We start from the raw sequence: 11,727 nt of genomic DNA, 5'->3' as shown, positions 1-11,727 counted from the left end.
GTCTACCAACGGTTTGCCGCGAGTACCCGCCATGTCTTCCCCGCTTACTTTCATTGAATCGCTGCGCGCCGCGTGGCAGCGCACGAATTCGCTGCTGTGCGTCGGCCTCGATCCCGAGCCGTCGCGTTTTCCCGTGCAGTTCGACGGCCAGCCCGACGCGATCTTCGAATTCTGCCGGCAGATCGTCGACGCGACCGCGCAGTACGCGAGCGCGTTCAAGCCGCAGATCGCCTACTTCGCCGCGCATCGCGCGGAAGACCAGCTCGAGCGGCTGATCGCGCACATCCACCTCCAGCATCCGGGCCTGCCCGTGGTCCTCGACGCGAAGCGCGGCGACATCGGCAGCACGGCCGAGCAGTATGCGCGCGAAGCGTTCGAGCGCTATCGCGCGGACGCGGTCACGGTGAACCCGTACATGGGCTACGACTCGGTCGAGCCGTACTTCGAGCACGAAGGCAAGGGCGTGATCGTGCTGTGCCGCACGTCGAACCCGGGCGGTTCGGACCTGCAGTTCCTCGACACGAACGGCCGGCCGCTGTACCAGGTCGTCGCGGATCTCGCGGCGAACAAGTGGAACGCGAAGAACGGCCAGCTCGGCCTCGTGGTCGGCGCGACGTTCCCGAAGGAAATCGAGATCGTGCGCGGGATCGTCGGCGACATGCCGCTGCTGATCCCCGGCATCGGCGCGCAGGGCGGCGACGTGCAGGCAACCGTCAACGCGGGCCGCACGGCCGACGGCACGGGCATGATGATCAACTCGTCGCGCGCGATCCTGTACGCGAGCAACGGCGAGGATTTCGCCGAAGCCGCGGCGCTCGCCGCGCAAAAGACCCGCGACACGATCAACGCGCATCGCTGAAACGCTTCGGCCGCCCATCCGGGCGGCCGACTCCGGCAGGCTCGCGCCGCCGGGCCCGTGCCGCTTTCCCGTTCCGCTTCGCCCGCCTGCCCGGTCAGCGCTCGCGTTCGTCGAGCAGCTTCAGCAACCCGCGCAGCGCATGCACGGCCGCCTGTGTGCGGATCTGTTCGCGGTCGCCCTTGAACACGAGCGTTTCGACGTCGGTATGGAGCCGGTTGCTCCAGCCGAACGACACGGTGCCGACCGGCTTCTTCTCGCTGCCGCCTGCCGGGCCTGCGATGCCCGTGACGGACAGCGCGACCTGCGCGCGGCTGTTGCGCAGCGCGCCTTCGGCCATCGCGCGCGCGACGGGCTCGCTGACGGCGCCGTGCTTGTCGATCAGGTCGGGCGGCACGCCGATCATCTCGATCTTGGCCTGGTTCGAGTAGGTGACGAAGCCGCGCTCGAACCACTGGCTGCTGCCGGAGATGTCGGTGATCGCCGCGGCGATCATGCCGCCGGTGCAGGATTCGGCGGTGGCGAGCGTCAGGTGCTCGTCACGCAGCTTGTTGCCTGCGCGGATCGCAAGCTGATGGACGACGGAATCGGTTGGCATGCGCGTCGGGAAACGGGAGTCGGGAAATCGGTCAGCCGACGACGGAGCGCCACAGGGCGATCACGAGCAGCGTCATGAACGCGGCGACCAGGTCGTCGACCATGATGCCGAGCCCGCCTTTCAGGCGGCGCTCGAAATAGCGGATCGGCGGCGGCTTGAGCATGTCGAAGAAGCGGAACGCGACGAACGCCCACAACTGGCCGACGAACGTCGCAGGCGTGACGAACAGCATCACGAGCCAGATCGCGACGATCTCGTCCCAGACGACGGCGCCCGGGTCGGACGTGCCCATCTTCCTCGCGGTGAAACCGGTGATCCACGTGCCCGCCACGAAACCGGCCGCGATCAGCACCCACCATTCGGGCACCGTCAGGTAGCGGCTGAGCCCGACGAACGTGAGCCAGCCGAACAGCGAGCCGAACGTGCCGGGCATGATCGGCGCAAGCCCGCTGCCGAAGCCGAGCGACACGATATGCGCCGGGTGCGACAGCATGAAGCGCGCGCTGGCGCGCTTCGGCGTGTTCGGGTTCGGTGCGGCGCCGGGCTCGGCCGCGGCGTGCGCGGGCGTCGGGTCAGTCTGCATGGAAGTGGTCGAAGCCGTGCAACGTGAGAGCCAGAGGCGCGCCGGCGGCGTCGCGCCACGCGATCGCGGGCCGCTCCGACGGCGCGGACAACGCGCGTATTGTACCGATTCGCGTGACCGGCACGCCGGCCATTGCGCCGGCCGCTTCGACCGCCGCGCGGGCCGCGGCAGGCGCGGTGAAGCCCAGTTCGTAGTCGTCGCCGCCTGCCAGCGTGCAGCGGCGCTGCACGTCGGGCGGCAGCGTTGCGAGCGCGGCCGAGCGCGGCACCGCGTCGGCGTCGATCTCGGCGTGCACGTTCGAGCGCGCGAGGATGTGCTGCAGGTCGCCGGCGAGGCCGTCCGAGATATCGAGCGCCGCGTGCGCGACGCCCGCGAGCGCAAGACCGAGCGCGATGCGCGGCTCGGGGCGCTCGAGCGCGCGCCGGAATGCGGCCGCTTCGTTCACTCCGGCCGCCCATTCGCCGCGTGCAACGCCGAGGCCGGCGCGCGCGTCGCCGAGCGTGCCGGATACCCAGACGTCGTCGCCGTCGCGCGCGGCATCGCGCCGCAGCGCCGCATCGGGCGCGACTTCGCCGAATACGGTCACGCACAGGTTCAGCGGCCCGCTCGTCGTGTCGCCGCCGATCAGCTCGCAGCCGAACCGCTCGGCGAGTGCGAACAGCCCGTTGCTGAATGCCTCGAGCCACGCCGCGTCGGCGCGCGGCAGCGCGCACGCGAGCGTGAACGCGCGCGGCTCGGCGCCCATCGCCGCGAGGTCGGACAGGTTGACCGCGAGCGTCTTGTGGCCGAGTGCGTCGGGCGCGACGTCGGGGAAGAAGTGGCGGCCTTCGACCAGCATGTCCGTCGAAATGGCTAGCAATTTCCCGGATCGAGGCGCGATCAGCGCACAATCGTCGCCGATGCCGAGTGTCGACGCGCGTGCGCCCTGTGCGGCGCGGCGCGCGAAGAAGCGATCGATCAGCGAAAACTCGGAGAGGGCGGCTGGCACGGCGGGCGGATCCGATACGGTTGAGGGAACGGCATTGTACGAGGCGAACGGCGGCGTTCCTGCATCGTTCGGCCCATTTTTGTCGCGGCTGTTGCACCCGAATCGCCGGTCTGGCGGCGTTCGATTGGCGCTACAATGCCGTCGAACAGTTATTCTAATCCGCACGTCACGAGACACATGTCCACCCAAGCCTCTTCCAAAGCCAAGCTCCGCGAAGCCGCGCTCGATTATCACGAATTCCCGACCCCCGGGAAGATCGCGATCGCCCCGACCAAGCAGATGATCAACCAGCGCGACCTCGCGCTCGCGTATTCGCCGGGCGTGGCGTATGCGTGCGAGGAGATCGTCGAGAACCCGCTCAACGCGGCGCGCTTCACCGCGCGCAGCAACCTGGTCGGCGTCGTCACGAACGGCACGGCGGTGCTCGGTCTCGGCAACATCGGCCCGCTCGCGTCGAAGCCGGTGATGGAAGGCAAGGCCGTACTGTTCAAGAAGTTTGCCGGCATCGACGTGTTCGACATCGAGCTGAACGAGTCGGATCCGCACAAGCTCGTCGACGTGATCGCCGCGCTGGAGCCGACCTTCGGCGGGATCAACCTGGAAGACATCAAGGCGCCGGACTGCTTCATCGTCGAGCGCGAAGCGCGCAAGCGGATGAAGATCCCGGTGTTTCACGACGACCAGCACGGCACCGCGATCGTCGTGGCCGCGGCTGTCACGAACGGCCTGAAGGTCGTCGGCAAGGACATCAAGAAGGTGAAGCTCGTCGCGTCCGGCGCGGGCGCGGCCGCGCTCGCGTGCCTCGACCTGCTGGTCGACATCGGCCTGCCGATCGAGAACATCCTGGTGACCGACCTGGCCGGCGTGGTCTACAAGGGCCGCACCGAACTGATGGACCCGGACAAGGAGCGTTTCGCACGCGAAACCGAAGCGCGCACGCTGGCCGAAGTGATCGACGGCGCGGACATCTTCCTCGGCCTGTCGGCCGCGGGCGTGCTGAAGCAGGACATGGTGAAGGGCATGGCCGAGCGCCCGCTGATCCTCGCGCTCGCGAATCCGACGCCGGAAATCCTGCCGGAACTCGCACTCGAAGTGCGCCCGGACGCGGTGCTGGCCACGGGCCGCACCGACTACCCGAACCAGGTCAACAACGTCCTGTGCTTCCCGTTCATCTTCCGCGGCGCGCTCGACGTCGGCGCGACGACGATCACGCGTGAAATGGAGATCGCCGCCGTCAATGCGATCGCCGAGCTTGCGCAGCACGAGCAGAGCGACATCGTCGCGACCGCGTACGGCATCCAGGACCTGTCGTTCGGGCCCGAATACCTGATTCCGAAGCCGTTCGATCCGCGCCTGATCGTGAAGATCGCGCCGGCCGTCGCGCAGGCCGCGATGGACGGCGGTGTCGCGACGCGCCCGATCGAGGACATGGAGGCGTACCGCGTCCATCTCCAGCAGTTCGTGTATCACAGCGGCACGACGATGAAGCCGATCTTCCAGCTCGCGCGCAGCGCGCCGGCGGAGAAGAAGCGCGTTGTATTCGCGGAAGGCGAAGAAGAGCGCGTGTTGCGCGCCGTTCAGATCATCGTCGACGAAAAGCTCGCGACGCCGATCCTGATTGGCCGTCCGAGCGTGATCGAGCACCGTATCCAGCGCTACGGCCTGCGGCTGAATCCGGGCGTCGACTTCACGGTCGTCAACACCGAGCACGACGAGCGCTACCGCGACTTCTGGCAGACGTACCACAAGCTGATGGCGCGCAAGGGCATCAGCGAGCAGCTCGCGCGCGTCGAGATGCGCCGCCGCACGACGCTGATCGGCGCGATGCTGGTGAAGCGGGGCGAGGCGGACGGGATGATCTGCGGCACGATCAGCACCACGCACCGCCACCTGCACTTCATCGACCAGGTGATCGGCAAGCGCCCCGGCTGCAGCGTGTACGCGGCGATGAACGGCCTCGTGCTGCCGGGCCGCCAGATTTTCCTCGTCGACACGCACGTGAACGTCGATCCGACCCCGGAGCAACTGGCCGAGATCACGATCATGGCCGCGGAAGAAGTGCGTCGCTTCGGCATCGAGCCGAAGGTCGCGCTGTTGTCGCACTCGAATTTCGGCACGAGCAACGCGCCTTCGGCGCAGAAGATGCGCGATACGCTCGCGATCCTGCAAGAGCGCGCGCCGGAGTTGAAGGTCGATGGCGAGATGCACGGCGATGTCGCGCTCGACGCGGCGCTGCGCAAGGAAATCCTGCCGGAATCGACGCTGGAAGGCGACGCGAACCTGCTGGTCCTGCCGAACATCGACGCGGCGAACATCTCGTACAACCTGCTGAAGACGGCCGCCGGCAACAACATCGCGATCGGGCCGATCCTGCTGGGCGCGGCCCAGCCGGTACACGTGCTGACCGAATCGGCGACCGTTCGCCGGATCGTCAACATGGCGGCGCTGCTGGTCGCCGACGTGAACGCCGCGCGCTGAGAAAAACGAACGCGCCAGGCCGGTCGAACCGGCGTGGCGCGTCGGGCGAAATTGTAAACAAAAGCAAAAAGAGGCGTGCCCGCAATGGGCACGCCGTCGGGTAGGGCGCAAACGCGCTTCCCTCAAAGCAACAGCAGCATCTCTCCACTCCGGGTAGCGAGCGTGGCAAGGAGGCAGGGTCTTGCCATGCGAGAGATGCCGGTCGTATTTTATCCTATGTAAGATAAATGTAGTGTGATTTCGGTAAAAAATACGCAAATCCGCGCGTCGTCGGGCTTTCGATTCCCAAACGGACATTGATTCGCGCGGCCAATAACGCTACGCTAACGCCTTTGTTGGTCGTCAACTACTTGATTTAACAGCGGGAACCCTGGTTCATGGCACGCAAGTGGCTCCGCAACGGCGCGCTCGCGTCCGTCTTCGCGATGTTCGCGATGGGTATCGTCGGCACGCCGACGGGCAGTCTGGTTTCCGCCGCTTACGCACGGGAGGCCGTTTCGGCCGACGTGGCCGCGAGCGGGCTCGATACGATCCCGACCGCCGGTCTTCCGCGCGAGGCCGTGACCACGCTGGGCCTGATCGGCGCCGGCGGCCCCTATCCGTACGAGAAAGACGGCGTCGTGTTCGGCAACCGCGAGCGGATCCTGCCGAAGGCGAAGCGCGGCTACTACCATGAGTACACGGTGCCGACGCCGCGTGCCCGCAATCGCGGCGCGCGCCGGATCGTCTGTGGCGGGCCATTGCGCCGGATCGACAACTGTTATTACACGGGCGACCACTACAACAGTTTTAAACGTATTGTTGAATGACTTCGGGATGAATGGCATGAGCGACTCCATCTACGCGCACGATACGGCGGCGGCGGCGGAACTGTTCGCGACCGGCGACGGCAATCTGTTTCAGCGCGTGATTCAACTGAACGCGGCGGCGCAGGCCGGCGGCGCGTCGGCGCAACAAGAAGCCGAGCCCGGGCTTTCATCGAACGAGGAGCCTATGAGCATTTTCACGACCGTGCGACCCAATCTCGTGCAGTCGATCCGCGCGTTCCGCGTGCAGGATCTCGCCGACGAAGCCGGTCGGCTCGGCCAGCACTTCCTGTACGCGTATTGCGGCGCCGCGCAGTCGAAACAGGAAGTGATGGAAACGATCGCGACGTCGTTCCTGTTCCCGAAGCACTTCGGGAAGAACTACGACGCGCTGTACGACTGCCTGACCGACCTCGTCGCGAAGGCCGGCGCGCAGCCCGGTTTCGTGATCGTCCTCGAAGGGCTGCCGATCGCGCAGAAATTCGACAAGGAAGGGCGCGAGACGCTGCTCGACGTGTTCCGCGAGGCGGCCGAGTTCTGGGCCGAGCGCAAGGTCGCATTCCGCGTGTTCTACTCGTTCGCGTAAGCGCGACCCGGCCCGCGGCTGTTCGCGGTCGCGCCGGCGAAAAGCCCGCTTCGAGCGGGCTTTTTTGCGTGTGTGCGGCCGGCCCAACAAAATCCCTTATCGACATCGAGCCGTTGAACGCGGCGCGCTGACGCGCATCGCCGCGCGTCGACGTCATACCGCGGCGCCTGCCCGGTCGCGCATCACCACCCGCCCCAGCGCGCAGCCAATGCCGCGAGCACGGCCGCGCCGGCCGTCTCGGTGCGCAGCACGCGCGGGCCGAGCGACAGCGCGGTGAACCCGCGCGCGCGCGCCGCGTTTTCCTCGTCGGGCGACAGCCCGCCTTCGGGCCCGATCAGCAGCATGACGGGTGCCGCGGGCGGCGCGTCGGGCAGCGACGCGAACGGGATGCTCGCACGCGGCGACAGCAGCAGCCGCAGTTCGCCGTCGGCCGGCGCGGCCGGCAGCGCGTCGAGCCACGCGTTGAAGCCGAGTACCGGCGCGACGTCGGGCACACGGTTGCGCCCGCACTGTTCGCACGACGCGCGCACGACGCCGCGCCAGTGCGCGACGCGCTTGTCCGCGCGTTCGCCGGACAGTTTCACGACGCCGCGTGCGGTCGACAGCGGTACGACCGCCGCGACGCCGAGCTCGACGGCCTTTTCGATCACCCAGTCCATCTTGTCGCCGCCGGCGATCCCTTGCGCGAGCGTCACGCGGTAGGGTGGCTCGGCCTCGGCCGGCTCGAACGCGTCGATCTGCGCGAGCGCGCTGCGCTTGTCGATCTCGACGAGCCGTGCGCGGTACTGGCCGCCCGTGCCGTCGAACAGCGCGAGCACGTCGCCGGGCTGCAGGCGCAGCACCTGCGCGTGGCGCGCGACGTCGGCCGGCAGCGCGAGCGTGGCGTCGGCGCGCAGGGCCGCGTCGACGAAAAAGCGCGGCACGGCCGCGGTGGTGGTGGCTTCGTTCATGTGTAGGGCGGTTCCGCTCATGCGTCGAGGTGGCGTGCGAGCGCCCATCGGTAGCCGTCGAGATCCTCGATCTGCGCGAACCGGTCGCCCCAGAACTGGTCCTGCGGCGCGCTCAGCGATTTCGCGCCCGCGTCGAGCGCGCGCTGCCAGATGGCGTCGACGTCGTCGACATACAGATAGAACGATTGCGGCGCGGTGGCGTTCGCGCGCTTCGGTGTGAGCGCGGTCGAGCCGAACGCGCCTTCGGGCGCGAACATCACGATCAACTGGCCGCGGTAGGCCATCTCGACGTGCATGATTGCGCCGTCTTCGTCGTGCACGTCGCGCAGCTCGAAGCCGAATGCGGCCTTGAAGAAATCGATGGCCGCGCGCGCATTGCGCACGGCCAGATACGGCGTCAACCAAGGCACGTCGGCTGGACGTGGATCGGTCATGAAAATCTCCTGTCGAACAGTGTTGGTGCTTCAGCGCTTATGTCGGACCCCAAGCTTTGCGGTCGAGCAGTATTGGCGCTGCGGTGCCTATGTCGGACCGAGTGGGTGCTTCAGCACTGACCCGGACCCGATGCCTTGCATCGGATCCGGTGCTTCGGCGTTCGTTCAGCGTGGCGGTATGGTGTCCGGCGCGTTCCGATCCTGCGCTTCTTCGCACGGCGAACCATGCAAAGCCTCGAAGGAAAAACGCAGCGATGCGGCCGCCCTGACGCTCAGCGGCGAACGCCCAGTGTATCGCGCAGCGCGTGCGGCAGGGCAAAGAGGGACGCATGCAGCCGCGCGTCGTAGTAGCGCAAGCCCTGGACGCGGCGCGCGGCGAGCCGTTCGTCGACGTCGTGCGCGAACAGCGCGGCCGCATCGAGCGTGTCGCTCGCGATCACCATCAGCCACTGCGAGCCGTACAGCGGCACGTGCGCGGACAACGGATCGACGACCGCGAAGCTCGCGCGCAGGTCGTCGAGCAGCGCGGCGATGCGCGCCGCGTGGAACACCGGCGAGCCGAGATGCATCGAGATCGCGCCGCACGGCGTGAGGATCCGCTTGAGCCGCGCGTAGAACGCGCGCGTATAGAGGCCGGCCGCCGGCGAATCGGGCGGCGTGAGGTCGAACACGACGAGATCGAAATGCTCGACGGTCGAGTCGACGAAATGCGCGGCGTCGCCGATCACGACCTCGACGCGGGGGTCGTCGAGCGCGCCCTGGTGCACATCGTCGAGATAACGGCGCGCCATGCCGACCACCTCGTCGTCGAGCTCCGCGATCACGATCCGTTCGATGCACGCGTACTTGAGCAGCTGGCGGGCCGCGCCGCCGTCGCCGCCGCCGAGCACGAGCGCCTTCTTCGGCGACGGATGCGCGAGCGCGGCCGGGTGCGTCATGCACTCGTGATAGACGTACTCGTCGCCGACCGACGTCATCGGCCGGCCGTCCAGTGTAAACAGGCGGCCGAGCTGCGGGGTTTCCCAGACTTCGATCTGCTGGTGCGGGGACGCGACGCGCGCGAGCCGCCGAGCATTCGGGAAGCCGTAGGTGGCATCGGGCGTGGGGTGAAAGAGTAGCGTGGTGCTCACGGGCGGGCCGCTAAGGGCAGTCGGTTCTGACGTCTGAATTATAGGAGGCGCACGGTTTGACGGAAAACCGTGCCGGAACACCGCGCGCCGACAAGGGAAATGTCGGCCCATCTGTTAAAATGACGAGCTTTGCAGCCCCGTCCGTAGGCTCCGTCCGCTTCGCGTCCGTCAGGCGCCGCACCGCGCGCCGGGAACGATTGACGCTCGAGCTTCCGGATGCCGCCGTGCCCCCGTTTCCTCGACTCGTTCTCCGGACTCGACATGACGACTTCGTCTCCCGCCTCTACCACCCTGATGGCCAACGCGATCCGTGCGCTCGCGATGGACGCCGTCCAGCAAGCGAACTCCGGCCACCCCGGCATGCCGATGGGCATGGCCGAAATCGGCGTCGCGCTCTGGTCGCGCCATCTGAAGCACAACCCGACGAACCCGCACTGGGCAGACCGCGACCGCTTCGTGCTGTCGAACGGCCATGGCTCGATGCTGCTGTACTCGCTGCTGCACCTGACCGGCTACGACCTGCCGATCGAAGAGCTGAAGAACTTCCGCCAGCTGCACTCGAAGACACCGGGCCACCCGGAATACGGGATCACGCCGGGCGTCGAGACGACCACCGGCCCGCTCGGCCAGGGTCTCGCGAACGCGGTCGGCATGGCGCTCGGCGAAGCGCTGATGGCCGACGAGTTCAACCGTGACGGCGCGAAGATCGTCGATCACCACACGTACGTGTTCCTCGGCGACGGCTGCCTGATGGAAGGCATCTCGCACGAAGCCTGCTCGCTCGCGGGCACGCTGAAGCTGAACAAGCTGATCGCGCTGTACGACGACAACGGCATCTCGATCGACGGCGACGTCGTGAACTGGTTCCACGACGACACGCCGAAGCGCTTCGAAGCGTACGGCTGGAACGTGATCCCGAACGTGAACGGCCATGACGTCGACGCGGTCGACGCGGCGATCGCGAAGGCGAAGCTGTCGGACAAGCCGACGCTGATCTGCTGCAAGACGGTGATCGGCAAGGGCGCGGCCACCAAGGCCGGCGGCCACGACGTGCACGGCGCGGCGCTCGGCGCGGAAGAAATCGCGAAGACGCGCGAAGCGCTCGGCTGGAAATGGGAGCCGTTCGTGATTCCGCAGGAAGTCTATGCGGCCTGGGACGCGAAGGAAGCCGGCAAGCGCGCCGAGTCCGACTGGGACGCGACGTTCGCGCAATATCGCGCCAAGTTCCCGGCAGAAGCCGCCGAATTCGAGCGCCGGATGGCCAACAAGCTGCCGGCCGACTGGGCCCGGAAGGCTGCGGCGATCATCGCCGGCGCGAACGAGCGCGCCGAGACGGTCGCGACCCGCAAGGCGTCGCAACAGGCGATCGAAGGGCTGGCCGCCGCGCTGCCCGAGCTGCTCGGCGGCTCGGCCGACCTGACCGGCTCGAACCTGACCAACTGGAAGGCGTCGAAGGCTGTCCGCGCGAATCCGGAAGGCGCGGGCGTCGTGCTGGGCAACCACATCAACTACGGCGTGCGCGAATTCGGCATGAGCGCCGCGATCAACGGCCTCGCGCTGCACGGCGGCCACAAGCCGTTCGGCGGCACGTTCCTGACGTTCTCCGACTACAGCCGCAACGCGCTGCGCGTGGCCGCGCTGATGAAGGTGCCGTCGATCTTCGTGTTCACGCACGATTCGATCGGCCTCGGCGAAGATGGCCCGACGCACCAGTCGATCGAGCACGTGTCGAGCCTGCGCCTGATCCCGAACCATGACGTGTGGCGTCCGGCCGACACGGTCGAGACGGCCGTTGCCTGGACGCACGCGGTTGCTGCGGATCGTCCGTCGAGCCTGATCTTCAGCCGCCAGAACCTTGCGTTCAACCCGCGTACCGACGCGCAGATCGCCAACGTCGAGAAGGGCGGCTACGTGCTGAAGGACTGGGACGAAGAAATCGTCGCGCGCAAGATCATCCTGATCGCGACGGGTTCGGAAGTCGAGCTCGCGATGAAGGCCGTCGAGCCGCTCGCGCAGCAGGGCATCGCGGCGCGCGTCGTGTCGATGCCGTCGACCAACGTGTTCGACCGCCAGGACGCCGAATACCGCGAACGCGTGCTGCCGCACGGCGTGCGCCGCGTCGCGATCGAAGCGGGCGTGACGAGCTTCTGGCACAAGTACGTCGGCCTCGAAGGCGGCGTCGTCGGGATCGACACGTTCGGTGAGTCGGCGCCGGCCGGCGTGCTGTTCAAGTACTTCGGCTTCACCGTCGAGCACGTCGTCGAGACCGCGAAGGCCGTGCTGGCCTAAAAGCATTCGCGACGCGCGCCACCCGTCGC

Annotated in this window: 11 protein-coding genes; 5 read left to right on the top strand and 6 right to left on the bottom strand. The window is 67.5% G+C overall.

Annotated elements, in window-relative coordinates; translation table 11 throughout:
- Nucleotides 1-31: 31 nt before the first annotated feature.
- Nucleotides 32-859, top strand: coding sequence for an orotidine-5'-phosphate decarboxylase (gene pyrF, locus JYG32_RS11490; RefSeq protein WP_213263617.1), 828 nt, complete (start codon nt 32-34; stop codon nt 857-859).
- A 94-nt stretch (nt 860-953) separates the two neighbouring features.
- On the opposite strand, the gene JYG32_RS11485 is transcribed toward pyrF, so the two are convergent.
- The 3 genes from JYG32_RS11485 to thiL are packed head-to-tail and all read right to left on the bottom strand — an operon-like array spanning nt 954 to nt 3,025.
- Nucleotides 954-1,454, bottom strand: a complete 501-nt coding sequence (locus JYG32_RS11485) for a CinA family protein (RefSeq protein WP_111015333.1) — start codon at nt 1,452-1,454, stop codon at nt 954-956.
- Nucleotides 1,455-1,485: 31 nt separating this feature from the next.
- The gene (locus JYG32_RS11480) at nt 1,486-2,037 is read right to left on the bottom strand and encodes a phosphatidylglycerophosphatase A family protein (protein ID WP_213263616.1); all 552 of its coding nucleotides are present in this window, start codon (nt 2,035-2,037) and stop codon (nt 1,486-1,488) included.
- Nucleotides 2,027-3,025, bottom strand: coding sequence for a thiamine-phosphate kinase (gene thiL / locus JYG32_RS11475; RefSeq protein ID WP_213263615.1), 999 nt, complete (start codon nt 3,023-3,025; stop codon nt 2,027-2,029). The genes JYG32_RS11480 and thiL overlap by 11 nt, the downstream gene beginning before the upstream one ends.
- Before the next feature lie 135 nt (nt 3,026-3,160).
- On the opposite strand from thiL, the gene JYG32_RS11470 reads away from it, so the two are divergent.
- From JYG32_RS11470 to JYG32_RS11460, 3 genes are all read left to right on the top strand, one after another.
- The gene (locus JYG32_RS11470) at nt 3,161-5,503 is read left to right on the top strand and encodes an NADP-dependent malic enzyme (protein WP_283842717.1); all 2,343 of its coding nucleotides are present in this window, start codon (nt 3,161-3,163) and stop codon (nt 5,501-5,503) included.
- A 377-nt stretch (nt 5,504-5,880) separates the two neighbouring features.
- Nucleotides 5,881-6,312, top strand: a complete 432-nt coding sequence (locus JYG32_RS11465; protein WP_174384408.1) for a ribonuclease domain-containing protein — start codon at nt 5,881-5,883, stop codon at nt 6,310-6,312.
- A 16-nt stretch (nt 6,313-6,328) separates the two neighbouring features.
- Nucleotides 6,329-6,895, top strand: coding sequence for a barstar family protein (locus tag JYG32_RS11460; protein WP_213263614.1), 567 nt, complete (start codon nt 6,329-6,331; stop codon nt 6,893-6,895).
- 182 nt (nt 6,896-7,077) lie between these two features.
- On the opposite strand, the gene JYG32_RS11455 is transcribed toward JYG32_RS11460, so the two are convergent.
- The 3 genes from JYG32_RS11455 to speE form a co-directional block, all read right to left on the bottom strand.
- On the bottom strand, nt 7,078-7,845 hold the full coding sequence (locus JYG32_RS11455) for a 16S rRNA (uracil(1498)-N(3))-methyltransferase (protein WP_213263613.1): 768 nt from the start codon (nt 7,843-7,845) through the stop codon (nt 7,078-7,080).
- Nucleotides 7,846-7,862: 17 nt separating this feature from the next.
- Nucleotides 7,863-8,279, bottom strand: a complete 417-nt coding sequence (locus tag JYG32_RS11450) for a VOC family protein (protein WP_174383809.1) — start codon at nt 8,277-8,279, stop codon at nt 7,863-7,865.
- Nucleotides 8,280-8,551: 272 nt separating this feature from the next.
- The gene (gene speE, locus JYG32_RS11445) at nt 8,552-9,409 is read right to left on the bottom strand and encodes a polyamine aminopropyltransferase (protein ID WP_213263612.1); all 858 of its coding nucleotides are present in this window, start codon (nt 9,407-9,409) and stop codon (nt 8,552-8,554) included.
- A 216-nt stretch (nt 9,410-9,625) separates the two neighbouring features.
- Here speE and tkt point away from each other — a divergent pair, with 216 nt between their 5' ends.
- Nucleotides 9,626-11,698 (top strand): transketolase, encoded by a 2,073-nt coding sequence (tkt, locus tag JYG32_RS11440; protein ID WP_174383811.1) that lies wholly within the window; start codon nt 9,626-9,628, stop codon nt 11,696-11,698.
- Nucleotides 11,699-11,727: the final 29 nt, after the last annotated feature.

The organism is Burkholderia pyrrocinia (genome assembly GCF_018417535.1).
Lineage (GTDB): Bacteria > Pseudomonadota > Gammaproteobacteria > Burkholderiales > Burkholderiaceae > Burkholderia > Burkholderia pyrrocinia_E.
The sequence above is the reverse complement of the archived record's forward strand: the minus strand, read 5'-3'. Positions and strand labels throughout refer to the sequence as shown.